The organism is Mycobacterium sp. PTI7 (assembly GCF_056679845.1).
On the sequence record NZ_CM155252.1, the window covers coordinates 2137562 to 2161126 of the forward strand.

Annotated in this window: 24 protein-coding genes; 11 read left to right on the top strand and 13 right to left on the bottom strand. The window is 70.5% G+C overall.

All coding sequences use genetic code 11. The annotated features are described in order from the left end of the window. Positions 1 to 3: 3 nt before the first annotated feature. From AC1MEY_RS10330 to AC1MEY_RS10350, 5 genes are all read right to left on the bottom strand, one after another. Entirely contained in the window at positions 4 to 3366 is a 3363-nt protein-coding gene (locus tag AC1MEY_RS10330; protein WP_480230546.1) for an ATP-binding protein, read from the bottom strand. After that, entirely contained in the window at positions 3359 to 4099 is a 741-nt protein-coding gene (locus tag AC1MEY_RS10335; RefSeq protein WP_480230547.1) for a DUF4194 domain-containing protein, read from the bottom strand. Before AC1MEY_RS10335 ends, AC1MEY_RS10330 begins: the two co-directional genes overlap by 8 nt. Beyond that, the gene (locus AC1MEY_RS10340; RefSeq protein WP_480230548.1) at positions 4096 to 5571 is read right to left on the bottom strand and encodes a DUF3375 domain-containing protein; all 1476 of its coding nucleotides are present in this window, start codon (positions 5569 to 5571) and stop codon (positions 4096 to 4098) included. Before AC1MEY_RS10340 ends, AC1MEY_RS10335 begins: the two co-directional genes overlap by 4 nt. Before the next feature lie 133 nt (positions 5572 to 5704). Further along, positions 5705 to 6070: an RNA-binding S4 domain-containing protein gene (locus tag AC1MEY_RS10345; RefSeq protein ID WP_480230549.1), complete on the bottom strand. Its 366-nt coding sequence runs from the start codon at positions 6068 to 6070 to the stop codon at positions 5705 to 5707. Between the two features lie 8 nt (positions 6071 to 6078). After that, entirely contained in the window at positions 6079 to 6897 is an 819-nt protein-coding gene (locus AC1MEY_RS10350; protein WP_480230550.1) for a DNA-formamidopyrimidine glycosylase family protein, read from the bottom strand. Positions 6898 to 7017: 120 nt separating this feature from the next. Here AC1MEY_RS10350 and AC1MEY_RS10355 point away from each other — a divergent pair, with 120 nt between their 5' ends. Then, on the top strand, positions 7018 to 7308 hold the full coding sequence (locus tag AC1MEY_RS10355; protein WP_480231406.1) for a putative quinol monooxygenase: 291 nt from the start codon (positions 7018 to 7020) through the stop codon (positions 7306 to 7308). Positions 7309 to 7314: 6 nt separating this feature from the next. On the opposite strand, the gene AC1MEY_RS10360 is transcribed toward AC1MEY_RS10355, so the two are convergent. The 4 genes from AC1MEY_RS10360 to AC1MEY_RS10375 all read right to left on the bottom strand — a co-directional run bounded on the left by AC1MEY_RS10360 (position 7315) and on the right by AC1MEY_RS10375 (position 9102). Further along, a complete protein-coding gene (locus AC1MEY_RS10360; RefSeq protein ID WP_480230551.1) occupies positions 7315 to 7587 on the bottom strand; it encodes a YdeI/OmpD-associated family protein in 273 nt (90 codons plus the stop codon). A gap of 36 nt (positions 7588 to 7623) precedes the next feature. Further along, complete coding sequence (locus tag AC1MEY_RS10365; protein ID WP_480230552.1) at positions 7624 to 7905, bottom strand: hypothetical protein; 282 nt, start codon at positions 7903 to 7905, stop codon at positions 7624 to 7626. 197 nt (positions 7906 to 8102) lie between these two features. Further along, entirely contained in the window at positions 8103 to 8681 is a 579-nt protein-coding gene (locus AC1MEY_RS10370) for an ATPase (protein ID WP_480230553.1), read from the bottom strand. A gap of 31 nt (positions 8682 to 8712) precedes the next feature. Continuing rightward, on the bottom strand, positions 8713 to 9102 hold the full coding sequence (locus AC1MEY_RS10375) for a TA system antitoxin ParD family protein (RefSeq protein WP_480230554.1): 390 nt from the start codon (positions 9100 to 9102) through the stop codon (positions 8713 to 8715). 111 nt (positions 9103 to 9213) lie between these two features. On the opposite strand from AC1MEY_RS10375, the gene AC1MEY_RS10380 reads away from it, so the two are divergent. Then, entirely contained in the window at positions 9214 to 9348 is a 135-nt protein-coding gene (locus AC1MEY_RS10380; protein WP_480230555.1) for a DUF2256 domain-containing protein, read from the top strand. A gap of 91 nt (positions 9349 to 9439) precedes the next feature. Continuing rightward, positions 9440 to 11746, top strand: a complete 2307-nt coding sequence (locus AC1MEY_RS10385) for a putative bifunctional diguanylate cyclase/phosphodiesterase (RefSeq protein WP_480230556.1) — start codon at positions 9440 to 9442, stop codon at positions 11744 to 11746. Here AC1MEY_RS10385 and AC1MEY_RS10390 read toward each other — a convergent pair. Beyond that, positions 11721 to 12320, bottom strand: a complete 600-nt coding sequence (locus AC1MEY_RS10390; protein WP_480231407.1) for an FKBP-type peptidyl-prolyl cis-trans isomerase — start codon at positions 12318 to 12320, stop codon at positions 11721 to 11723. The genes AC1MEY_RS10385 and AC1MEY_RS10390 overlap by 26 nt on opposite strands. A 262-nt stretch (positions 12321 to 12582) precedes the next feature. Here AC1MEY_RS10390 and arr point away from each other — a divergent pair, with 262 nt between their 5' ends. Beyond that, positions 12583 to 13002, top strand: coding sequence for an NAD(+)--rifampin ADP-ribosyltransferase (arr, locus tag AC1MEY_RS10395; protein WP_480230557.1), 420 nt, complete (start codon positions 12583 to 12585; stop codon positions 13000 to 13002). 9 nt (positions 13003 to 13011) lie between these two features. Here the strand turns inward: arr and AC1MEY_RS10400 are convergent, their stop codons facing one another. Next, a complete protein-coding gene (locus AC1MEY_RS10400; protein ID WP_480230558.1) occupies positions 13012 to 13755 on the bottom strand; it encodes a hypothetical protein in 744 nt (247 codons plus the stop codon). Between the two features lie 62 nt (positions 13756 to 13817). Between AC1MEY_RS10400 and AC1MEY_RS10405 the strand changes: the two genes are divergently transcribed. After that, the gene (locus AC1MEY_RS10405; protein ID WP_480230559.1) at positions 13818 to 14993 is read left to right on the top strand and encodes an AI-2E family transporter; all 1176 of its coding nucleotides are present in this window, start codon (positions 13818 to 13820) and stop codon (positions 14991 to 14993) included. Here the strand turns inward: AC1MEY_RS10405 and AC1MEY_RS10410 are convergent. Together AC1MEY_RS10410 and AC1MEY_RS10415 are read right to left on the bottom strand one after the other, a co-directional pair. Next, positions 14987 to 15634: a helix-turn-helix domain-containing protein gene (locus AC1MEY_RS10410; protein ID WP_480230560.1), complete on the bottom strand. Its 648-nt coding sequence runs from the start codon at positions 15632 to 15634 to the stop codon at positions 14987 to 14989. The two genes, AC1MEY_RS10405 and AC1MEY_RS10410, sit on opposite strands and share 7 nt — an antisense overlap. Positions 15635 to 15669: 35 nt before the next feature. After that, positions 15670 to 16794 carry a substrate-binding domain-containing protein gene (locus AC1MEY_RS10415; protein ID WP_480230561.1) on the bottom strand — a complete coding sequence of 375 codons (1125 nt, stop codon included), beginning with the start codon at positions 16792 to 16794 and terminating at the stop codon, positions 15670 to 15672. A 305-nt stretch (positions 16795 to 17099) separates the two neighbouring features. Here AC1MEY_RS10415 and AC1MEY_RS10420 point away from each other — a divergent pair, with 305 nt between their 5' ends. The 6 genes from AC1MEY_RS10420 (at position 17100) to AC1MEY_RS10445 (ending at position 23477) form a co-directional block, all read left to right on the top strand. Beyond that, the gene (locus AC1MEY_RS10420; RefSeq protein WP_480230562.1) at positions 17100 to 18146 is read left to right on the top strand and encodes an autoinducer 2 ABC transporter substrate-binding protein; all 1047 of its coding nucleotides are present in this window, start codon (positions 17100 to 17102) and stop codon (positions 18144 to 18146) included. 31 nt (positions 18147 to 18177) lie between these two features. Further along, a complete protein-coding gene (locus tag AC1MEY_RS10425) occupies positions 18178 to 19686 on the top strand; it encodes a sugar ABC transporter ATP-binding protein (RefSeq protein ID WP_480230563.1) in 1509 nt (502 codons plus the stop codon). After that, positions 19683 to 20693 (top strand): ABC transporter permease, encoded by a 1011-nt coding sequence (locus tag AC1MEY_RS10430; RefSeq protein WP_480230564.1) that lies wholly within the window; start codon positions 19683 to 19685, stop codon positions 20691 to 20693. The genes AC1MEY_RS10425 and AC1MEY_RS10430 overlap by 4 nt, the downstream gene beginning before the upstream one ends. Beyond that, entirely contained in the window at positions 20690 to 21772 is a 1083-nt protein-coding gene (locus AC1MEY_RS10435) for an ABC transporter permease (protein WP_480230565.1), read from the top strand. The genes AC1MEY_RS10430 and AC1MEY_RS10435 overlap by 4 nt, the downstream gene beginning before the upstream one ends. A gap of 36 nt (positions 21773 to 21808) precedes the next feature. After that, positions 21809 to 22576 carry an SDR family NAD(P)-dependent oxidoreductase gene (locus tag AC1MEY_RS10440; RefSeq protein ID WP_480230566.1) on the top strand — a complete coding sequence of 256 codons (768 nt, stop codon included), beginning with the start codon at positions 21809 to 21811 and terminating at the stop codon, positions 22574 to 22576. A gap of 64 nt (positions 22577 to 22640) precedes the next feature. Further along, positions 22641 to 23477, top strand: a complete 837-nt coding sequence (locus AC1MEY_RS10445) for an alpha/beta fold hydrolase (RefSeq protein WP_480230567.1) — start codon at positions 22641 to 22643, stop codon at positions 23475 to 23477. Positions 23478 to 23565 lie beyond the last annotated feature (88 nt).

Below are 23565 nucleotides of genomic sequence, written 5' to 3' on the forward strand. Positions count from 1 at the left end.
CGGTCAGACTCCGGCGGGAACCCGGTCGACCGATGCGCTCAACTCCTGGCGCAGCGCGGTGAAGTCGGAGATCGTCTTGGTCGCGACGGTGGCGACCGGACGGGCGTCGCGGCCGGTCGCCTCGCGCTTGGACACCATGACCACGCCGTCGATGTAGGGCTGAATGGTGGTGGCGTTCTGCACGGTCGCGACGATGACGAGCTGGAAGCCGAACTTGCGGAACGCCTGCAGCGCCTGCTGCGCGAACTGGGGGTCCGACTTCGAGAACGCCTCGTCGAGCATCAGCTGGGCGAACACCGGCCGGTTGTCCGAACTACCGGGACTGGCGAGGTTGAAGCTCAGCGCCCCGGCCAGGCAGAACGCCATGAGCTTCTCCTGCTCGCCGCCGGAGTTGTCACCGGCGTTGCTGTGCGTACGGATCAGCTCTCCGCTCGCCACGTCCCACTCGGCGCAGTCGAACGTGAAGCGGTTGCGCACGTCGAGGGCGTCGCGGGTCCACGCCCGGTCCTCCGGGGCGGTGGACGCGAGCCGGTTCCGCAGCCGCAGGATGTCGGCGTACTGGTCGAGGATGGCCTGCTTGTCGCCGAGCCCCACCTCGGCGATCCGTCGCGAGATGGCCCGCACGACGTCGGTCAGCTCGGCGACGGCCGTCAGGCTGCGCTGCGTCGCGCGCAGCGTCAGACGCGTCCCGCGGTTGAACTCCACCGACCCCAGACCGGTGTTCACCCGGTCGATCTGATCGCTGATGCGCCGGGCCTCCTGCTCGGCGATCCGGTGCAGCGTCAGGATCGCGTCGGGCGCCTGCTCGGTGACCAGTCGCATCATGCGCTCGTAGGCCTCGGGCAGTTCCCGCTCGTCGATGTGCCGGCACACCGCGACGTAGTCGTGCACGCGCTCGTCGAAGACGTCGCTGTCGTTGGGCACGGCGTCGGGGAACGCGGTGTCGAACGTGTTGAGGATGCGCGCGAGTTCGTCGTAGGAGCGCCTGCGGCTCTCGCGGAGCTGATCGCGTTCGCGCCGGATCGCGGTGAACACCGCCTCGCGGTGCGGCTCCGGGTTGAGCAGCTCCAGCGTCACGGGCACGTCGTCGGCGTACCGGTCGAGCAGATCGGTCAGCGGCTCGGACACGAACGCCGGCGACAGCCGTTCCTGCAGCTCCAGCAGCCGGGTCCGGCGGCCGTCGAGGTCGTCACGGCGGGTCTGGATCGCGCCGCGGCGGGTCATCAGGTTCTGGATCTCGTCCCAGCACGCGTCGGCGCGGGCGTTGAGCGCCTCGATGTCGGGGTGCTCGGCGAGCAGCAGCTCGTACTGCTCGCGCAACCGGTCGGCGTGGCCGTCGGCGGTCTCGGTGTCGACGTGGTTCCACTGCGGGAACTGCTCGCAGATCGCCTTGCACGCCGACGCACGGTCGCGCACGAGCTGACGCTGGGCGGCGATGTCGTCCGCGGCGCGATGGGCGGCCTGGTACGCCTCCTCCGCGACGGCGAGGTCGACGGTCAGCGCGTCGATCTTGGCGGCCACGTCGCCCTGGTAGATGTACTCGGCCTGCCGCAGCGCCCGCCGGTCGTCCTTGATGGCGAGCCGGTCGGAGTCCTTGTACAGGCCGGTGTCGGTCACCGCGCGACGGAAGCGGGGGAACAGGTCGGGGCTGTCGACGCAGACGTGGTCACCGGCCGCGGCCACGACGTCGGCGGCCTCGGCCGCGCAGACGTGGGTGACGTCGACGAGGAACAGCTTGCCCGCCAACGTGTTCGGGTCGGCGTCGGCGGGCTCGGCGCCGAGCAGCCGTTCCCGCACGTGATGCACCTGCAGGCGGCCGCGCATGTCGGTCTCGTTGACGAAGCGCAGCACCGCCGCGTAGTGCCGGTCGGGGACCAGCAGCCGCAGTCCCACCCCGCGCAGCACCTTCTCCACCGCCATCCGCCAGCGGCTCTGCTCGGGTCGCAGATCCATCAGTTCGGCGATGTAGGGCAGTTCCCGGGCGTCGAGACCCAGTGCGCCGCAGATGACGTCGCGCATCGCGATCGCGGACTCGGGCAGCGCCGATCCGACGTGTTCGACGCGACGCAGTTCCTTGGCGGCGTCGTCGCGCGCGATGCGCGCCACCTTCTGGGTGTACTCGGCGTCGGTGGAGGCCTCCCGCCCGCGGTCGAGCTTGGCCATCAGTTCGGTGACCTGGCCGCCGAGGTCCTCGCGCAGGTTCCAGAACTCGTCGGCGGTCTCCGGCACGTCGAGATCCTGCGCGACCAGCATCGCCTCGTAGGCGGCGTGCCGGCGCGAGACCTCCTCGGCCTGTGCCTCCGCAGCCGCCACCTGCGACTGCAGCGGACCGATGCTGGCGCTGGACCCGCTGATCTGAGCGTTGAGCGAATCACCCTCCGCCTTGGCCAGATTGAGCTGCCGGGTGACGTCCTCGTACTCGTTGCCGAGCTGGTCGATGGTGGCGTCGAGGCCGACGATCTGGGCCGGGCACTGCGCCAGCCGGACGTGATCGGTGTAGGCCCGCACCATCGGCTGGTCGACGAGGTCGATGATGCCCAGGTCCGACGATTCGAGGGCGTACCGCTGCTGGATGGCCTCGATGTCGCCGAGGATCTTGCGCTTGCGCTGGGCGACGGCGAGCAGTTCCCGGGCGTCGACCAGCGGGTCGATCTGCTTGAGCGCCTCGGGGAGACGGGCCAGGCTGCTGGGTTCGTCGAGCATGAACTCCCGGACGAACTGCTCGAGACCGCCGACGCTCTTGAGCGACTTCGCCTTGCCGAGCAGCTGCTGGGCGGCGTCCGACGCGCGGATGCCGATGGTCGCGTAGAGCTGCGCGAGGTACTGCGACTCCACCCGCGTCGAGAAGCGCCAGTCGTCCTTGAAGACCCCGGCGTCGAAACGTCCTGCGGCCCAGCGGTTGCAGACGTCCTCGATGTCGCGATCGCCGTCGGCGAGCACGAACCGGCTCGAGGAGTCCGCGCGGGACTCACCGGTCAGCCACTTGAGCACGAGGCCGGTGACGGTGCGTCCGGCGGTGCTGGTGTAGGTGACCGCCACCGCGGACCACGCCGTCCCGTCGCCGCGCAGGTACATCACCCGGCTGGTGCCGCCGTCGCTGCGCTGTCCCCATGCGCCGCGGACGTACTTGTCGACGGTCCGTCGGCCCGCACTGGATCCGGCGGCGGTGTTGTCGCCGGAGGCGTTGAAGTTGCGCCGGTTGAACGGCAGGAAGCCCAGCGAGATGGCGTCCAGCAGAGACGACTTGCCGCTGCCGGAGGCGCCGGCGATCAGGGCGCCGCCCCGGTCGAAGGGGATCGAGTGGTAGCCGTCGAACACGCCCCAGTTGACGACCTGGAGCCGCGACAGGTGGAACTGCTCAGGCATCGAGGTCCCCGTCCTGCTCGGCGGACGCGGCGGGCGCGGCCCCCGCGCCACCCATCAGCGCCTCGAACTGCTGTTGGAGTTCGGCGATCACCGATGCCGTCATCACGGCGGTGATGACGGGGCTGACGGTGTAGCTGTCCTCGTCGTCGCTGCTGCGCTTCAGGATGTCCAACCCGGCGAGGCGGGCGATCGCGCCGTCGATGCGGGCGGTGAACGTGACGGCGTCCCTGTCGACGTCGTTGAGCACGCCGGAGAACAGCCCGTGGACCTCGTCCCGGCTGATCAGTACCGTCTGGTCGCCCGACGCCCGCATCATCTGCGCCAGGTGCAGCGCCAGGATCGAGTCATAGGTTCCCAGCGGCTCCCGACGCAGCAGCTTCACGCCGCGGGCGGATTCGTACCGCGCCTGCTCGACGAACGCGACGTCCACGCCTTCGACGATGCGCAGCTGCAGGTCGAGTTCGGACAGCCGGACGCTGAGCGGCACGCGGTACTCCCGCACCCAGCTGAACAGGTCCCGGTCGGCCTCGGCGCTGACGTAGCGGCGGGTGAGCAGGTGCTGCAGCGCCCAGCACGCGCGGTCGGGCAGCTCGCTGACGTCGCCGTCGAAGCGGGGCCGCCGCTGCTGCGGTGCCCGGGCGGTCTGATCGACCTGCGGCAGTGCCGAGAAGGCCGAGATGTCGTCGGCGGAGACGGCGGCGTCGGAGCCCGTCGCGTCGAGTGGCGGTGTCATGGTGCGGCTCCCAGCAGCGTGGAGATGGGTTCGGTGAACACGAGTCGGGGGACCTCCATGGCGCGGTCGCGGCCGTCGAGTGACTGGAAGCGGACGGTGGCCGATCCGGACACCCGCTCCGCGTGCGGTTGCTTGAGCGCCCAGGACCACAGCACGATGACGTGCCCGAGGTAGGCCCCCCGTCCGTCGGCGGCGAGCAGCGTCACCGCGTCGGGCAGCGACAGCGGACCGTCCACGATCGCGGCGTTGATCATGTCCGACATCGCCGGCGCATCCACCTGCGTGGCCAGCGCCGCGAAGCTGGTCAGGTCCACCTCGTCGTGTACGGCGGTGGCGGGCCGCGGGTTCGACAGGTCGCCGATCCGGAAGCCGAGCGCGCCGACGGAGCTGATGGCGTGCCGGGCGAGCGGCAGTTCGATGTCGAGGCGCGAGTCCACGAAGGACGTCTTGAGCAGCGCCCGGGCCGCGCCGATCGCATCGTTGAGCTGGCGGGCGACGCCGCGGCTCTGCTCGAGCGTGCCGAACGCGGTGAACCGCTTGACGCGCTGGGCGCAGCGCTGCTGGATCCGCTCGACCTCGTCGATCTGGTGACCCACCAGCTCGAAGAACCCCGCCATCACCTTGCGCAGCGCGGGATCGAGCGCGGGCAGCGCCTCGGCGACCGCGGCGACGTCGGCCTCGAACTCGGCCCGCTGGTCGGGGTCGTTGATCATCCGCAGGAAGGCCCGGTGCGAGTCGCGGCCCTGCGAGTCCCACGCCGCCTCGTAGTCGGCGTACATCCGGCGCTGCCGGTCGCGGTACTCGACGTTGGTGTCGATGGGCTCGTCGAGCGCCGCGGTGGCCTGCTCGATCATCGTGCCGTACTGCCCGATGTCGGTGATCAACCGTTCCATCTGCAGCGCGATCGCCCGCGCCTCGTCGTAGACGTCGGTGACGTCGGTCTCGGGCCGGCGCGATCCCGCGTCGAGGGCGTCCAGTTCGGCGCGCAGCGCCTCGATCTCGGCCTCGATGCCGGCCCTGATCCGGACGGGGTCGTCGCCGACGCGGAGGGCGATCTGCTTGAGCCGCGCCGCGATCCCGGTGATGGAACCGCCGGTGGCGATCGTGTCCTGCCTGCGCATCCCGCGCAGGAAGTCCAGCGCGCGGCGGGCGTCCTGCGTCAGGTAGCAGAGGTTGCGTTCGACGCCGGTGCGGGAGTCGGCCACGCGGTGCAGCCAGCCCTGGCTGGCCCACGACTTGATCAGCGCGAGACCGGTCTGGCCGTCGGGGTGCCCGAGGTCGGCGAGGTCGCGTTCGAGCTTCACCACGAGGTCGGTCTCGGCGGCGACGCCCTCGCTGAGGTGGCGGTCCATCAGAGTGGCGAACAGCCCCAGGTTCAGCGTCGACAGCAGCCGGACCGCCGGCGAGGCCTGCAGCTCCCGGTTCGCCTCGAGCAACCGGGCGGCCGACATCGTCGCGTCGTCGTCAGCCACGTGCCTCCTGCCATTCGTAGAACGTCGGACCGCCCACCCTAATCAGGGCGCCGACATCGCCCGTGCCGACACCCTGGGCCGGTACCACTGTGTCGAATGTGACGGGAGTGCAGTACCGCGACGACGCCGGAAATCAGCCCTGACCTGCACGCCACCGGTCGAGGACGCGCCGGTCGCGCTTGGTGGGCCTGCCCGCCCCGCGGTCCCGCACGGCCACCGGGACGGCGACGGTGGGGGGCAGCGCGGGGGTGCGGTCGAGGTAGCACGTGACCGCGTCGGCGGCGCCCACCCGCTTCTGGATGACCCGCGTGACCTCCACGATGCGGAGCCGGTCGCCGATGACGGCGCGCACCTCGTCGCCCGGCACCACCGTGGCCGCCGGCTTGGCCGGGCGGTCGTTGATCCGGACGTGGCCACCACGACACGCCGCCGCGGCATCGGGACGGGTCTTCGCCAGCCGCACGGCCCACAACCATCTATCGACGCGGGTCGACTCCATGGCGTCCATCATGGTCCCCGGGGCGGTGGCTCCTGGGGACCCGGTTGGCAGTGCGGACACCACCAGGTGCGTCGCCGCTCCGGGTCGCCCGGGATCTCGGCGACGACGCGGACGGTCGTCCCGCACCGCAGGCACGGCCGACCGGCGCGGCCGGCCACCCAGTGCTGTTCGCCCTTGCGCCGCACGCCCGTCGTCACCTGCATCGCGCCGGGAACGGTGGCGGAGTGGCGCAGCGCCCGGGCGCCGAGGGTCAGCAGGGCGGGCACGTCGACCTCGCGCACCGGCGTCCACGGGCTGTGGCCGCGTAGGTAACACAGTTCGTTGGCCCAGAGATTGCCGAAGCCCGCCACGCACCGCTGGTCGAGCAGGGTGGCGACCAGCGGACGGCCGGGATCGGCGACGATGCGTCGGGCCCCGTCGTCGGCGTCCCAGTCGTCGCGCAGCGGGTCCGGGCCCAGGTGGCCCACGGCGTCGGCCTCGTCACGCGTCTCGAGGAGTTCGACGAGCGGCAGGTTCACGCCGTAGGCCGCAGGCCCGTCGGTGCGCAGGACCACCCGCACGTCGGGCATGACCGCCGGTGGCAGCCACCGCCCGGTGGCGGAGACGGTCCACGAGCCCGACATCTTGAGGTGCGTGTGCAGGGTCAGGTCGCCCGAGAGCCGGGTGAGCAGGTGCTTGCCGTGGGTCACGTGGGCCAGCACCGTGCGTCCGGCGAGGTCGGCCGTCGCGTGGGCGGGCACGCGGAGTTCGCCGCGGGTCAGGACGCGCCCGTCGAGCGCGCCCTCCAGGCGGCGGGCCAACGCGAACACGGTGTCACCCTCGGGCACGCCCTCCATGGTCCATGCTCGTCGGACATGGCCGTACCGAGATGGCCGCACCGATGAGTTCCGGCAGGCACCGGAGTCGGCATGGGGGAGAACGTCGTCGCTCAACGTCGGGAGTACTGCATGGTCATCGTCGCGGGGCATCTGATGGTCGAACCGACCGAACGCGCCGCCTACCTCGCGGGGTGCGCCGACGTGATCGCGGCGGCGCGCAGCGCCGCGGGGTGTCTGGACTTCGCGATCGGCGGCGACCTGCTCGACCCCGGTCGGGTGAACGTCTTCGAACGGTGGGAGTCCCAGGAGGCGGTGGCGGCCTTTCGCGGCGGCGGGCCCAGCGACGAGCAGGGTGCGGCTGTGGTGTCGGGCTCGGTGGCCGAGTACGACGTCACCGACGAGCGGCAACTGTTCGGGTAGGTGTGATCAGCGCGGGGCGCCGGTCCGCGCACGGTGTTTGCACCCGGGCCAGCAGCACGGCCTGCGCTTGCCCTCCTCGAGTTCCTCCTGGGTGCGCCGGATGCGGCGCGCACGGGTCTTCTCCTGCTTGGCGTCCTCCACCCAGCAGATGAACTCGTTGCGGGCCAGGGGAGTGATGTCCTGCCATGCCGCGAGCGCAACGTCGTTGCCCTGCAATGCCCTTCGCAGGTCGTCGGGTAGGTCGTGGACAACGCCGCCGGCTACGCGCTGGGTGCTCACCGCGCGAGGATAACGCCGGCCGGCCCGCGAGGCGGGTTATCCGCCGTTGGTGACGGGGTTGGACGACAGGGTCAGGAAGCTGCCGTTGATCCACACGCCCCAGCGACCGCCCCAGCCGGAGTACCAGACGACGGGGTAGCCGTCGAAGAATTCGTTGGGCTTCGGTGGTGCCCAGTCCGGCGGCACCTCGCCCTGCATCGGAGCGGGCGGGGGTGGGGGCGGTTCGGCGATGGCCGGCGCGGCGCCGAGGCCGAGCGCCGCTGCGGCGAACATGCCCGCGGCGGCGGCGGACACGAGGGTGGTCTTGATCGACGTCATGAACGAACTCCAGCGTGGGGAGTGAATGGGGGATACTTAGCAGGCATAAACACCTTACGTGACGGGTCGCCGGGGGTGCCGGCCAGCGGGCGAAGTCGGCCGGCTTGAACTTCCCGTCCGCGAGCTTGCCCTCGATCTCCTCGAGGCTGCGCCCCGTCAGGTCCGGCATGCGGACGTAGACGAAGATCCAGGACCCGTCAGGCGGGCCAGCGCTCGCGCAGCGGTGCCGGCGTCCAGTCCGGCCACTCCGGCGAGCCGATGACCGTGCCCGCGGTGAGTCGCGCGACGATGCGCGGGCCCTTCCGTCGGGAGTTGTCGTAGGCGGTCGCGGTGTCGGTCATGGCCATCGCGGTGGCCACCAGGGTGGAGAGCCTGCGGTGCCGCTCCCGGACCTTGTCCTCCGGGACGTCGTGCCCGCCGTGCAGGACGCGGCGGCGCACGCGTTCGACGGCGAGGTCCTCGGGGATCAGGACGACGTGGAGTGCCACGCTAAAGCCCGCGTCCCGGGCGGACCGGATCAGGTCGAGTTTCGACGGGTGCGAGAAGACCGTCTCGGCGATGAACGGCGTGCCCAGCTCGATGAGCTTCGCCCGGGTGGCCGCGGCGACGCGCGCGGCGTCGTAGGCGTGGGCCATCGGATCGTCGGGCCAGCGCTGCTTTGCGATCTCGTCGGCGTTGACGAACACGCTGCGCGGCAGGAGCGGCGCGAGCGTCAGCGCGACGAATGTCGACTTGCCGGCGCCGTTCGGGCCGACCACCAGGTCGAGCCGCTTCACCGCGGAACCCCGCCCGGTGCGGTCTCGGACGTCACCTGCCGGCGGTGACCACCGACGAGCTGCCGTCCGGCCAGTACTCGACGATCTGGCCGTCGTCGTCGAGGGCGACCATCGTGATGCCGCGGGCGGCGAGCACGTCGCCGTAGTCGGTGGCGGCGAGCCGCTCCTCGATCGCGGCGGTGATCTCGGCGTCGAACACGACGCCCTCGTCGTCGGTCAGGGCCGTCACGTCGAGGTTTCCCGCCAGCGCGGCCTCGATCCGGCGGCGCGACGCCGTCTGATGGCTGGACACCGCGCGTCCCACCCGCGCCCAGTGGTCGAGCTGCTGCTTGGCCGATCTGCTCTGTCGGGCGCCTTCGACGGTGGCGCTCTCCACCAGGTCGGCCGCGACCCGGGTCACGCGGTCTGTCGTGTTCGGCATGCTCCACCTCCTCGTAGCATTCTGCTACACCTCGTAGCACAACGCTACGCCCCTCCTGCGGCATGATGGCGGGGACGGTGCAGCACACCCGCACCGGGACGCGGAGGGACGATGGCCAAGGACGCCGAGGTCAAGACGTGCGTCACGTGTGGGCGTCCGTTCGCCAACCGGAAGAAGTGGCGCTCGCGAGGCCAGTGGGACCAAGTCATCTACTGCTCGACCCGCTGCCGCAACACCGCGAAGTAGTGGGCGGGGCGTCCATCACGCCGTGAGCCCGGGTCAGCCGTGCGACGATGCTGTCGTTGATCAAGACATCGGCGACGACGGACGGGGGCCCGTGACCGTCAACGGCAGCAGATCGGGGGCCGGCCTCTTCCTCGCGGTCGTCGTCCTCGTTCTGATCAACGCGTTCGCGCCGTTCGGGGTGCACACCGCCGAATCCACCGCGTACGTGCTGCAGGCCGTCATCGGCCTCTCGGCGCTGCTGTGCGCGGTGGTCATCGCGCGGTGCGTGACGGGTCCCGCCCGCTGGTGGCGGCTGCTCGTGGTCGGGGCCATGAGCAGTTGGCTGGTCGGCGAGGTGCTCTGGTGGACCGCCGGGAGGGGAGCCGGCGCGGCACCGCCCCTCGCGGTCGCCGCCTACTTCCTGCCTCCGGTGCTGTCCCTGATCGCGATGGTGATCCTGGCGCGATCCGGCGGCGTGAACGGGCGCAGCGCGTCCCAGCTGCCGTACGTCCGGTTCGTCGCCGGGCTCGACGGGGCCGTCGCCGCCCTGGCGTTCTCGATCCTGGTGCTCATCGCGGGGCTGGGGGCGACGACGGGTGCGGCGCTGCCGAGATCGGAGAACACGACCGTCGTCGTCGCCTACTCGGCACTCGAGTTGGTGGTCGTCGTGCTGGCGGTGCTGATGGCCGTGGCGTACCGGCGTGGTCGGCCCTACCGGACGAACTACCTGCTGCTGTCGGGCGGCATCGTCCTGATCGCGGGCTCCGACCGGCTGATGGCATACCTCCGGACGGCGGGCGTCGAAGGTGCCGACCTGTGGGGCGGCATCGGCCTGATCGTCGGGCCGCTGATGATCCTGTTCGCTCTCTTCGAGCGCCGCCCGGAGCCGGCCGGCGACGGCGCCTCCGATCCGCTGGACTGGGTGCAGTCGGCGGTGCCGTACCTGGGATTCCTGGCGATCATCGGACTGCTGGCCTTCCACCTCCTCAGCGGGCTGCGTCTGACCTCCACGGTCATCTACATGGCGGTCGCGCTGATCGTCCTGGTGACCACCCGGCACGTGGTGGCAATGCGCGCGCAGAACGTGCTGACGCGCCGGTTGTACGACGCCCAGCGCAGCCTCGCCCACCAGGTGCACCACGACCCGCTCACCGGGCTGCCCAACCGACTGCTGTTCGCGCGCCGCCTCGACGAGGCCCTCGGGCGCCGCGAGTTCGTGCTGATCTTCGTCGACATCGACGACTTCAAGGAGGTCAACGACCAGTTCGGACACGCCGCCGGCGACGACCTGCTGTGCGCCGTGGGTGCCCGGCTGCAGTCCTGCGTCGGCGCGTCCGACACGCTCGCACGCATCGGCGGCGACGAGTTCGCCGTGCTGATCATGGGTGAGTACGACGTCCCCGAGATCGTCGCGGACCGGCTCCGCGTCGCGCTGCGCGATCCGTTCGCCATCCACGGGTCCTCGGTGCGGGTCCGGGCGAGCATGGGCCTGGTGCGGCCCTCCCGCGGCGAACCCGCACCCACGTCGGACGACCTGCTCCGGCAGGCGGACAGCTCGATGTACGCGGGCAAGCGCCTCGGCAAGGACACCGCCGTCGTGTACCGGCCGTCGTCGGGTGTGTCGGTGGACTTCCCGAGCGCACTCCGGCACGCCAACGGCGGCGTGCCGGACGGCTTCCGGCTCGCGTACCAACCGGTCGTGAGTCTGCCCGACGGCGTCCCGGTCGCAGTCGAGGCGCTGGCGCGCTGGACCGCCCCCAACGGCATGCAGATCCCACCGGAGACCTTCGTGGCCGTCGCCGAGGGCGCAGGTCACGGCGCCGCGCTCGACCTGGTGGTCCTCGATCTGGCCTGCCGGGAGATCAAGGCGTCCGGGCTGGACGTGGACCTGCACGTCAACATCGGCGCCGCCCGGCTGGGCAACGAGCCCTTCGAGGAGCAGGTGGAGCGCACGCTGGCCCGGCACGACATCGAGCCGGGCCGTGTGGTGCTCGAAGTCACCGAGACCGTGCCCATCGTCGACCTGCCCGCGGGTGCTGCCGCCGTACGACGCCTCAGCGCCATGGGCGTCAAGGTCGCACTCGACGACTTCGGCGCCGGGTTCAACTCGCTCACGTACCTGCACACGCTGCCGGTGCAGATCGTCAAGCTGGACCGCAGCCTGGCGGTCGGCGCAGATCCCGAGCGCGACCTGGCGCTGTACCGGTCGGTGATCGGACTGTGCGGCACGCTGGGCTTCGACGTCATCGCCGAGGGCATCGAGCACCGCGGACAGGCCGACACCGTGTTCGCCGCGGGGTGCCGGTACGCGCAGGGCTATCTGTTCGGCCGCGCGACGTCGCTGGAGGAGGTGGCCCGCTCGCTGCCACCCCGTCCGGTGGAGCCCGCGGTGGTCAGCTCGTGGCGTTCAAGACCTTGATCGCGAACACCAGGCTGTCGCCCTTCTGGATGCCCGCGGCGGGCTGACCCTCGGGGTAGCCGTCGGCGGCGGTCATCGCGACCGCGACGGTGGACCCGATCTTCTGTCCGGCGATGGCCTTCTGGAAGCCGGGGACGACGCCGGTCAGCGGGAACTCGGCCGGTGCGCCGCGCTCGTAGCTGCTGTCGAACACCGAGCCGTCGCGTCCGTTGACGCCCATGTAGCAGACCTGCACGGTGGCCGTGTCGGAGACGACCGGGCCGTCGCCGGCCTTGAGCGTGTGCACCTGGGTCTCCGCCACGCTGAACGGGCCCTGGACCTCGATCGACGGGGCTGCCTCCTCGGTGGACCCGGTGACCGCGACGGAGCCGGTGTCGCCGGACACCGTCCACTCGGGCGTGCCGCCGGCCGCGGGTGCTGCCGTGGGGCATCCGGCGGCCTCGGTCGCGGTCTCCGTGAGGTTGGGCGGCGTGAACACGTCGGAGACGGGCGAGGAACTGCTCGACGCCGCCGGCTGCTCGTCGGAGCCGCACGCGGCGACCGTCAGGACGAGCGACGCGGCGCACGCGATCATGGCAACGGGGGAGGACACACGGGTTGAGATCACGGTCGCCACGCTACAGCCGGAGTGCCTGGTTCACGGACACAGCCCTGACGGGTCGCGCGAATGGCGTTGCGGCGCAATTTAATCGGATCGATGGTCGGGCCGGGACGCGCCGTCGAACGCTCTCGATCCGTGGTCCCATTCCCACTTTACGACGGCAATGGGGGCTTGCGGCAAGGCCCTTGTCGCCCTGCACAATCGTCCGATCGACGACCAGGGGAGGGATCTCGACATGCCGACACCGTTCGAGGTGCACGAGTCCGGCGCCTACTTCCACGGGACCAGGGCCGATCTGTCGGTGGGCGATCTTCTGGTGGCGGGACGACCGTCGAACTTCGAGGAGGGGCGCGTCATGAATCACGTCTACGTGACCCAGACCCTCGACGCGGCGGCGTGGGGCGCCGAGCTGGCCGCGGGCGACGGCCGGGGCCGGATCTACGTCGTGGAACCGCTCGGTGACCTCGAGGACGATCCGAACGTCACCGACAAGAAGATGCCCGGGAATCCGACGCGCTCGTACCGCAGCAGGCAGCCGGTACGGATCGTCGGCGAGATCGAGGACTGGGAGGGCCACTCACCCGAGGAGGTGTCGACCATGCACGCCCTGCTGGCTGACCTGCGGCGCCGCGGGCTCGCCGTCATCTACGACTGATCGGCCGCGTCATCGACGCTGCGGTCCGGCGTCGACCCACCGTCGGGTGGCGCTGGTCAGCACGAAGATGGTCAACGCGATCGGCAGGACGACGCTGATGAGGGTGCTGAAGGGATTCGCACCGGACGTCGGCAGGGCACTCGAGCGCACGCCGTACTCGACGAACTGGAGAATCACCACCGCCACGGCCGTGCCGGCGGTGACCGTCCGGCCCAGCGGCGACCGGCGGATCAGGAGCACCGCGCCCACGACGAGACCGAGGGCGACCAGCAGCCGCGCGATGCCCATGACGACGAGGAACGTCGGCACCCACCCGCGGATCGCGTTGCCCTCGGACGACAGATCCGAGGCGACGGCGAGATACCCGATGAAGGCGAAGGCCTGCAGCAGCGCGATGAGCAGGCTCAGTGCGATCGAGGTGATCGCCGCACCCGACGAGACGGGCTGCGGCGGATACGGCGGGTATCCCGGATACGGCTGGCCTGGGTAGGGCTGCCCGGGGTATTGCTGCGGAGGGTACTGCTGGGGCTGGTACTGCGGGGGCTGGTACTGCGGGGGCTGGTACTGCTGCGGCGGCCCGAAAGGCGGTGCGGGGTACTGCTGTTGGGGGTAGGGCTGCTCGGGGTAGGGGTACGGCTGCTGCTGCGGCAAGTAGGGCTGCGCAGCAGGTGGTTGCTGGGGGTGGGGCCGTGGTGGTCCGCCGGGATGCGGATGACCGCCGTTCGCGTCCGGCTGCTGCTGCCACGGGTCCATGCGCGCTGACGCTAGCACCGACGGCCACGCAGACGACGGACCTCGTCGTGGAGTATTGGGTCATGACCGTCCCCACTCGCGGCTCGATCTATCAGGCACACCTGCGATCGAGTTCGACCGTCGCACTACAACTCGTCGCCGTGGCGGCAGGGCTCTGGGTCCTCGCGTGGGTGGTGGGCAAGGCGTGGGTGATCGTCCTGCCGGTGGTGCTGGCGATCATCATCTGCACGGTGCTGTGGCCGCCGGTCGGTTGGCTGCTGCGCAAGGGAGTGCCGCCCGCGGCGGCCGTCCTGCTGGTCCTCGTCTTCGCCCTGGCGGTGGTCGCCGGCCTGTTCGTGGCGGTCGCGCCGGCCATCGTCGAGCAGTCGACCGAACTCGCGGAGCAGGCGACCGCCGGCGTCGTGCAGGTCAAGGACTGGCTCGGCGGCCCGCCGCTGAACATCAATGACGCGCAACTGAACTCAGCGGTGACGGCCATCAACGACCAGCTGAACTCGAGCGGCGCCCAGATCGCGTCGGGCCTGTTCACCGGCGTGGGCGCCGCGACGTCCGCACTGATCACCCTCTTCACCTCGGTGGTCGTGACGTTCTTCCTCCTCAAGGACGGGCCCCGGTTCGTCCCGTGGCTGCGCCGCACGGTCGGCATGCCCGCCGCGCCGCACCTGGCCGAGATCCTGCAGCGCGTCTGGTCGACGCTCGGCGGGTTCATCCGCACGCAGGCGCTCGTCAGCCTCGTCGACGCGGTGCTGATCGGGATCGGTCTGGTGGTGCTCGGCGTGCCGCTGGCGTACGCGCTCGCGATCCTGACCTTCATCGGTGGCTTCGTGCCGATCGTCGGCGCGTTCGTCGCTGGTGGCCTCGCCGTCCTCGTCGCACTCGTCGCGAACGGGCCGGTGAACGCATTGATCGTCCTGGGCATCATCCTCGCGGTGCAGCAGCTGGAGGGCAACGTGCTGCAGCCCTGGCTGCAGTCCAAGTCGATGAAGCTGCATGCGGTGATCGTCCTGCTCGCAGTCACACTTGGGGCCTCGACGTTCGGCGTGATCGGGGCGTTCCTGGCCGTCCCGGTCGCCGCCGCCGCGGCGGTGATCATCCGGTACTACGGCGAGCAGGTGGGACGCCGGGCGGGCGAGGAACCACCGCCCGACGAGGACGACGACGACGCGAAGGACGACTCGGGAGACGACGCGGACGCCCCGACGGACGATCAGCGCGCCGAGCGGCCCGCAGGTCAGTAGTCCACGGCGGCGGCGTGCAGCGCGGCGGCGGCCTTGCGGGCGGCGGACTCGTCGAGCTGCTCGGGCACGTGCAGGGTCAGCGCGAGCCCGGTGCCCGCGATCGCGCACGCGAACTGCCGCCCCACGGCGGGCGACTGCGACTCGTACACCTTGCGCCGCCTGGACCGCCGGAGCGCCAGGGTCGCCAGCACCCGGTCGTCGTCGAGACCGAGGTGCGCGGCGGCGGATCGCACGGCGGCCGACGCCTCGGTCAGCGACATCGACGACAGGATGGCGGCGGCACCGGCACTATCCACCGCGCTCGCCCGCTGACCGGGGCGCGGGGTGAGCGGCAGCGGCTGCCTACCGGGATGCACGTCCACGAACACCACCTGATCGCCGAACAGCCGGACCACCGACACGGTGTGCCCGTCGAGTTCCGGTGTGGCGCAGGCACGGAACACCCGGTGCACCACCGCGTCGGGATCCGACAGGGCGAACCATCGCGTCCCGGCGCGAAGGCCGCTCGCCCCCCGGTCGACGAACCCGACGTCCTCGAGGGTGTCGAGCAGGTCGGCGACCGAACTCTTCGATAGTCCCACCCGCGCGCTCAGTTCGGCCGGGGTGGTCGCGGCGCCGGAGGTGATCGCGTCGAGGACCATGGCACCCCGGTGTACGGCGGGGCTGCGTGGTGCGTCTATCCCCATGGCACGTACTCCGTGGCGTTGCGGGCATCGATCAGACGTGGCGACAGGTAGACCGACGACCGCGTGATGCGGGTACCGCGGTGCAGGGCGGTACCGACGTCGAGGGCCTCGAGGGCCAGGGCACGTGGGTCCTGCGTGGCCGTGGCCACGATCGGTCCGCCGTCGCGGATCTCCTCGACCGCGCCCCGTGCCCCGTCGACCCCCACGATGGGCACCGAGAGTCCGCGACCGCGCAGCACGCGCGAGATGCCGATCGCGATCTGGTCGTTGCTCGCGAAGAAGCCGTCGACCTCGGGATGTCCATCCAGGACCTCCTCGGCCGCACGCTGACCGGACGGCGCGTCCAGTTCGCCGTGGCTGGTGGCGACCACCTCGACCCCGGGATGTCGGGAGACCGCGGCCAGGCAACCGGCGATGCGGTCCGCGTTGGCCGTGATGGGGATGCCGCCGACGACGGCCACCCGACCGCGACCGCCGAGTGCCCGCATCAGCGCGCCTCCCGCGAGCGACCCCGCCTTCGTGTTGTCCGTCGCCACCACGGCGTCGGCACCGCTGACGGCCGAACCGAGCGCGACCACCGGGATGCGGGCGGCACGGGCGCGGGCACATGCCGCTTGGAGTCCATCGGTGGCGACGGGCTCGACGATGATCAGATCCATTGCGCGGTCGACGAACTCGTCGATGCGGCGGGACTGCTCACGGGTGTCCTCGCCGGCGGTGTGGGCGTGCAGTCGCGCACCGAGACGGGCGGCCTCGTCACGCAGGGCGGCGATCTCGGCGAGAAAGAAGGTCTCGTCGAGCGGGTAGGTGAACCCGATGTCGTGCACCGGCCGGTACTGCGCCCTGGCGGTGGATGCCACCTCGTACACCCGCGGACCCACCGCATACGTGCCGTCGACGCCGCGGGACAGGAGGCCCTCGTGGGTCAGGGCGTGGCAAATCCCCATCACGCTGCTCTTGGGGATCGCGGTGACCTCCGCGAGTTCGGCGAGCGCCATCGGTCGGCCGGCATCGCAGACGCTCTGCAGCACGGTCGCGGCACGCGACACCGCGGGAACACGGCCGCGAGGTACGGGCGCGGGGGAGGTGTCGGCCGCCACCGCCGGGTCGGTCATGCGAGCCACCCTAATCGACGGGCAAACGTCGGCTGCGCGGATCGGGCTGCCGAATCCGGTTCGGCGGCTGACACTTTGAGCACCGGCGGTTGGACGACACGGCACGGCACGGCACGGCACGGGTTGTTGACAGAGTCACAGCGGGCTGCTTAGTGTGTGTTTCATCACTCGACGGCTGGTTCGACATATGAAACGGACCAGCCGGATGTCCACTTGCCCGGGAGTCTCGGGCCGGTGTGCGTGGTCGGCGTCGACATGGTGCTGATGCGCGGTGCCCAGCCCATGTCGTCGAAGGAGTAACCGTGGTGACTTCCCAGCGTGTCGTCGGTGCGATCAGCGTTGTCCTGGCCCTCGCCATGGTCACCGGCGGATGCACCAAGAAGGACTCGGCCGCACCGGCGTCGTCCGGTGACAGCAGCGCCGCGCAGGGCTCCGACGGTCCCGTCAAGGTCGCCTTCGTGCCGAAGCTGCAGGGCTCGCCCTACTTCGAGGCCATGGACACCGGCGCCAAGCAGGCGGCGGGCGACCTCGGCGACGTCGAGTGGCTCTACCAGGGCCCCACGTCGGCCGACGCCGCCGCGCAGGCGCAGATCGTGCGCTCCTTCATCCAGCAGAAGGTCGACGTCCTCGTCGTCGCGCCCAACGATCCCGACTCGATGGCGCCGCTGATGAAGCAGGCGCAGGACGCGGGCATCAAGGTGATGACGGCCGACACCGACGCGCCGAACTCCGTCCGCGAGGCCTTCATCAACCAGGCCACCGCCGAGGGCATCGGCAACACCACCGCCGAGACGCTGATGACGGCGATGGGCGGAAAGGGCAAGTGGGCCATCGTGTCCTGCGGCGAGACGGCCGAGAACCTGAACTCCTGGATCGCCGCCGAGAAGGCCTACGTGTCGGCCAAGTACCCGGAGGCCGAGCTGGTCGACGTCGTGTACTCCGGCGAGGACCAGGCCAGGGGTACGCAGATGGCGACCGACCTGATGAGCGCGCACCCCGACCTGACCGGGCTGCTCGGACAGTGCACCACCTCCGCGGTGGGCGTCGCCCAGGCCGTCAAGGACGCAGGCAAGATCGGCCAGGTGTTCTCCGTCGGCATCGGCACGCCGAAGTCGATGAAGCCCTACCTCGAGGACGGCTCCTCGTCGGGCTCGATCCTGTGGAACGTGCAGAACCTCGGTTACCTGACGGCGTGGGCCGGACAGCAAGTGGCGCAGGGCAAGCCGTTCGAGGCCACCAACGAGGTCAGCGACGAGATGCCCGACGTGAAGTGGGACGAGGCCAGCAAGACCCTCGTGCTCGGTGATCCGCTCCTGATCACCACCGAGAACGTCGACCAGTTCAACTACTGATCGGGAGAGTCCCGTCACCGGTGAAGGCGCCATGTCGCAGCCCAGGCTGACGCTGCGCGGAGTGGTCAAGAGCTATGGCGCGGTCAAGGCCATCCGGCACGCCGACTTCGAGATCCAGGCCGGCCGCGTCCACGCGCTGGTGGGCGAGAACGGCGCGGGGAAGTCCACGCTGATCAAGATCATCTCCGGCGCCACGATGCCCGATGCCGGGTCCGTCACCTACGACGGTGCGCCCGTGACGATCTCGTCCACCGTCGACGCGATCGGACTCGGCATCGCGACGGTGTACCAGGAGCCGCAACTGTTCGCCGAACTCACCGTCGCCGAGAACGTGTTCATGGGCCGCGAGGTGGTCAAGGGCGGACGGGTGGACTGGGCGACGCAGAACGCCCGGGTCACCGACCTGCTGGCCGCGCTGGACCTGCCCGCCAAGCTCACGACCGCGACGGTCGGCGATCTCTCGGTTGCCACCCAGCAGCAGGTGTCGATCGCAAAGGCGTTGGCGGGCAATGCCGGCGTGCTGATCCTCGACGAGCCCTCGGCCATCCTGACCGACGCGGAGATCGACGTGCTGTTCGGGATCATCCGCCGGCTCGCCGAGGACGGCGTCGCGATCGTCTATATCTCCCACCGGCTCGACGAGGTGGTGAAGATCGCCGACGAGGTGACCGTGATGCGCGACGGCAGCACCATCGGCACCTATCCGATGGAGGACATGACGGTCCGGCGCATGGCCGAACTCATGGTGGGGGAGGCGCTGTCGGAGCACTCCGGGCCACGCTCGACGCCGCCGGGGGACGTGGTGCTGGAATTGAAGTCGCTGGCGCGGACGGGGTCGTTCCACGACGTCAGCCTCCGGTTGCGGTCGGGCGAGATCCTCGGGCTCTACGGCCTCGTCGGGTCGGGCGTGGCCGAGATCGCCGAGTGCATCCACGGATTGGCCAAGACCAGCGGCGGTGAGATCGTCGTCGAGGGCCGTGCGGTCGCGCCGCGTACACCGCGCGAGGCCGCCGACGCGGGCATCGCCCTGCTGCCGGCCAACCGCAAGACCGAGGGCATGTTCTCCTTCCAGTCCATCGCGTTCAACGTCTCGATCGGCCACCTGGCCCGGCTGTCCCGTGGCCGGGCGTTCGTCGACCGCCGCCGGGAGCGCACCGTCGTCAGGGACCTGATGAAGCGGCTGGCCGTCCGCGCCACCGACGAGAACCAACACGTCGGCAACCTCTCGGGCGGCAACGCGCAGAAGGTCATGCTCGCACGGCAACTCGTCGAACGGCCCACGCTGCTGCTGCTGGCCGAACCCACCCAGGGCGTGGACATCGGCGCCAAGGAGGAGATCCACCGCATCATCACCGACCTCGCCGACAACGGCACCGCCGTGCTGGTCGCCACGTCCGACCTGCAGGAGGCGCAGCGCATCACCGACCGGCTGCTCGTCGTCCGCGCGGGCACGATCACCGCGGAATTCGGCCCCGACGCCCGACAGGCCGACATCCTGGCCGCCGCGGCGGGCGACCACGAGGGGTCGGCCGCATCGTGAGCGTGTCCACCGACACCGGCGCGACGCCGGTGCGCACGCGGCAACGGGTCCTGCCATCGCCGGTCACCCCCGCCGAGATCGTGCTCGTCGCGGTGCTCGTCGTGCTCTGGATCGGACTCGCGGCGGCCACACCGGCGTTCCTCAGCGCGGGCTCGATCATCCCGCTGCTGGTTGAGGTCGCGCCGGTGGCGCTGATCGGCATCGGCATGACGTTCGTCATCGTGACGGGTGGGATCGACGTCTCGGTCGGCGGCGCCATCATGGTGTGCTCGGTGATCACCGCTAAGCTGATGCGCGACCAGGCGCTCCCCGCCTGGGCCTGTCTCGCCGTGGCGCTCGGCACCGGCGCGGTGCTCGGGCTCGTCAACGGCACCCTGATCGCCTACGGGCGGGTGCACGCGATCATCATCACGTTCGGCACGTGGAACGTCTTCCTCTTCGTGGGCCTGCAGATCTTCGACTCCCAACCGATCAGCGGGATGCCGAACACGTTGGCGTGGTTCGGCCGTGGCGTCGACGGCCGCACGCTGTCGATACCGCACAGCTTCGCGATCATGGTGATCCTCGCCGCCGTCGCATGGTGGTATCTGCGGCACACGGCGGGCGGCCGCCACTTCTTCGCCGTGGGCGGTGATCCGGTCGCGGCGCGGCTCGCGGGGATCCGGGTGCAGCGACGCATCCTGATCGCCTACGTGATCACCGGCCTGCTGGTGGGGCTGGCGTCGGTGTTCACCCTCGCCAAGGGCACGTCCAGCCTCGACCAGTCCGTGGGGTCCGGCCAGGAACTGGCGGTCATCGCCGCGGTGGTCATCGGCGGGACGTCGATCATGGGTGGCCGCGGATCGGTGCTCGGCACGGTGCTCGGGGCGCTGCTCGTCCAGACAGTGAAGTCCGGTGTCACGCAACTGGGGTGGCCGTCGCAGCTGTCCGACCTGTTCGTCGGGATCTTCATCGTCGTGGCCGTGGGCACCGACCTCCTGCGACGTCGAGCCAGGAGGACACCGTGAGCGTCGAGAGTCCCGCGCCCGCCGTCGAGCGGACGGCCGCCCGCCGCCGCGTGGACCGCGTCGTCGAGGCGGTGCTGACGCAGCGGATCGTGCTGCTCGCCGTGTTGATCGTCGTCGTCGTCGGCTGGCTGATGTTCCTCAGCGCGAACGGCTACCTCAACGGCGACTACGACTTCGACTACATGTCGGCCACGCTGATCGACGCGGTGCCGCTGGCGCTGCTGGCCTTCGCCCAACTCGTCGTCATCGTGTCCGGCCGCGGGGGCATCGACCTGTCCGTCGGGGCCATGGTGTCGCTGGTGGGCATGATCTTCGGCTTCGCCTACGGGTCGTGGGGGTGGCCGCTGCCGGCCGCCGTCGTGCTGGCCGTCGTCGTCGGCGGTCTGCTGGGGGCCGTCAACGGGTTCCTGGTGGCGCGCATCGGCTTTCCGGCGCTCATCGCGACGCTGGCCACCTACTACGCGTACCGGTCGATCGCGCTGGTGATCAACGACCAGAAGCCGATCAACAGCCCCGAGATCCAGGACCTGTACTCGCTGACGGGGTCGGTACGCGTCCCCATCATCGGCGACTACATCCCCGACGTCCCGCTGGGTGTGTTCACGTTCTTCGTGCCGGTGCTGCTGATCCTGTGGCTGGCCTTGGACCGCGGCACGTTCGGTCGCAGGCTGTACGCCGTCGGCACCAACGACGTCGCCGCGCGGTGGGCCGGCGTCGACGTCCCCGGCACGCGGATGCGGGCCTACGTCATCTCCGGGGTGCTGTCGGGGCTGGTGGCGGTGTACGTCACCGCGGAGTTCGCCTCTGCCCGGCCCGATGCCGGCACCGCGGGCAACGGTCTGGCCCTGCCCGCCATCACGATCGCCGTGCTCGGCGGGGTCGCCATCACCGGCGGTGTCGGTCGGCTGGCCGGCGTCCTGCTCGCCACCTTGCTGATCGTGTGGTTGAACGCCGGCATCATCCTGTACTTCGAGGGCAACACCGGCACGCAGTTCCAGTTGCTCGCCCTGGGCGTCGTGCTCGTCCTCTCGGCGCTGCTCAACGGCGTCACCACCCGAAGATTCAGCGGCAGCGACTGATTCGGCGCTCTGCACCCCCGTAACGAAGGACATCCCATGACAGTGCTCGACGCCTTCTCGCTGACCGGTAAGCGTGCCCTGGTGACCGGTGGCAACCGCGGCCTCGGGCTCGCCTTCGTGCGGGGACTGGCCGAAGCCGGTGCCGACGTCGTCTTCGTCTCGCGCGACGCCGAACGCAACGCGGCCGCCGTCGATTCGCTGGCCCAGGACGGGCTGCGGGTCCAGGCCTTCGAGGTCGACGTCACCGCGCCCGACGGTCCGGACCTGGCGATCACGGGTGCCGTCGAGCGACTCGGCGGCCTCGACCTGCTGCTCAACAACGCCGGCCTGGCCATCCACAAGCCCGCACTCGAGATCACCGACCAGGAGTGGGATCTGGTGTTCGACGTGAACACCCGGTCACTCTGGCGGCTCAGCCAGCGGGCCGGTGCCCACATGAAGGAACACGGCGGCGGCAACATCCTCAACGTCGGCTCGATCAGCTCGCTGATCGTCAACCGCCCGCAGTGGCAGCCGTCCTACAACGCGTCGAAGGCGGCGGTGCACCAGCTGACCAAGTCCCTCGCCGCGGAGTGGGCGCCGTACGGCATCCGCGTCAACGCCATCGCCCCCGGTTACGTCAAGACCGAGATGGCGCCCGTCGACGAGCCGCGGTTCCGCCGGCACTGGATCGAGGACGCGCCCATGCAGCGGTACGCGCTGCCCGCGGAGATCGCACCGACCGTCGTCTACATGGCCTCGGACGCGTCGGCGTTCATGACCGGATCGGTGGTCGTCATCGACGGGGGATACACCGTCTACTGACCGGGGCGATGAGTTCCGTCGCTCCCGGGAGTCTCTTCGACGGAACGACCACCGAGGAGACGCCGTGACCGTGGACCGCGCCGGGCACCTGCCCGTCAACGGACTGGAGCTGTACTACGAGGTGCACGGTGACCTCGATGCGGCCAGGTCGCCACTGCTGCTCATCCCGGGTGCCTTCATGGGCAGCGACGCGATGGCGGCGTGGACGGGCGCGTTCGCCCGGGACTGCGCGGTCATCGTCTTCGACCAGCAGGGGCACGGCCGCACGCCGGACACGGCTCGACCGCTCAGCTACGAGCAGTTCGCCGACGATGCGGCGGCCCTGCTGCGCACCCTGGGCGTCGACCGTGCCGACGTGATGGGGTACTCCCAAGGTGGCGGCGTCGCACTGCAACTGGCGATCCGTCATCCCGACCTGGTCGACCACCTGGTGTCGATGTCCGCCACCTTCCACAGGGACGGCTGGCATCGATCGGTGATCGAGGCCATCGGCGGCCTCACCGCCGAGATGTTCGCCGGAACGCCCGTGGAGACGGCGTTCCTGGCACACACGCCGGAATCTTCGGCGTTCGACGCCTGGGTTCGGAAGATGAGAATCCTGAACGCCGACGACCAGGACATCACCGACGAGGAGATGCGGTCGATCACGTCGCCGACCATGGTGATCGTCGGCGACGCCGACGGCGTGCGACTCGAACACGCGCTGCAGATGTTCGCGCTGCGCGGGGGAGTCGACGTCGATGCCGCCGCGTCCGGGGTGCTGTCCGCGGTGCCGGCCGCACGGCTGGTCGTCCTCCCCGCAACCTCCCACATCGGCATCTCGGGCGCGTCGGACGTCCTGGTGCCGATGGTGACCGCCTTCCTCGACGACGCGCCACCACCGGCACCGGAGTTGTTCTGACGTCCCGCGCCACCGTCCGGCACCGGCCGGTCCGACTTCGGGTGGTCAGGATCGTCACGAAGCCGGTGCCAGCCCCCCAGGGGTTCCC

What these genes read in the sequence shown, in the direction of transcription:
- AC1MEY_RS10330 (WP_480230546.1), bottom strand. Translation starts at nt 3,366, where the DNA reads ATGCCTGAGCAGTTCCACCTGTCGCGGCTCCAGGTCGTCAACTGGGGC.
- AC1MEY_RS10335 (WP_480230547.1), bottom strand. Translation starts at nt 4,099, where the DNA reads ATGACACCGCCACTCGACGCGACGGGCTCCGACGCCGCCGTCTCCGCC.
- AC1MEY_RS10345 (WP_480230549.1), bottom strand. Translation starts at nt 6,070, where the DNA reads ATGGAGTCGACCCGCGTCGATAGATGGTTGTGGGCCGTGCGGCTGGCG.
- AC1MEY_RS10355 (WP_480231406.1), top strand. Translation starts at nt 7,018, where the DNA reads ATGGTCATCGTCGCGGGGCATCTGATGGTCGAACCGACCGAACGCGCC.
- AC1MEY_RS10365 (WP_480230552.1), bottom strand. Translation starts at nt 7,905, where the DNA reads ATGACGTCGATCAAGACCACCCTCGTGTCCGCCGCCGCCGCGGGCATG.
- AC1MEY_RS10375 (WP_480230554.1), bottom strand. Translation starts at nt 9,102, where the DNA reads ATGCCGAACACGACAGACCGCGTGACCCGGGTCGCGGCCGACCTGGTG.
- AC1MEY_RS10380 (WP_480230555.1), top strand. Translation starts at nt 9,214, where the DNA reads ATGGCCAAGGACGCCGAGGTCAAGACGTGCGTCACGTGTGGGCGTCCG.
- AC1MEY_RS10390 (WP_480231407.1), bottom strand. Translation starts at nt 12,320, where the DNA reads ATGATCGCGTGCGCCGCGTCGCTCGTCCTGACGGTCGCCGCGTGCGGC.
- arr (WP_480230557.1), top strand. Translation starts at nt 12,583, where the DNA reads ATGCCGACACCGTTCGAGGTGCACGAGTCCGGCGCCTACTTCCACGGG.
- AC1MEY_RS10400 (WP_480230558.1), bottom strand. Translation starts at nt 13,755, where the DNA reads ATGGACCCGTGGCAGCAGCAGCCGGACGCGAACGGCGGTCATCCGCAT.
- AC1MEY_RS10405 (WP_480230559.1), top strand. Translation starts at nt 13,818, where the DNA reads ATGACCGTCCCCACTCGCGGCTCGATCTATCAGGCACACCTGCGATCG.
- AC1MEY_RS10410 (WP_480230560.1), bottom strand. Translation starts at nt 15,634, where the DNA reads ATGGTCCTCGACGCGATCACCTCCGGCGCCGCGACCACCCCGGCCGAA.
- AC1MEY_RS10415 (WP_480230561.1), bottom strand. Translation starts at nt 16,794, where the DNA reads ATGACCGACCCGGCGGTGGCGGCCGACACCTCCCCCGCGCCCGTACCT.
- AC1MEY_RS10425 (WP_480230563.1), top strand. Translation starts at nt 18,178, where the DNA reads ATGTCGCAGCCCAGGCTGACGCTGCGCGGAGTGGTCAAGAGCTATGGC.
- AC1MEY_RS10440 (WP_480230566.1), top strand. Translation starts at nt 21,809, where the DNA reads ATGACAGTGCTCGACGCCTTCTCGCTGACCGGTAAGCGTGCCCTGGTG.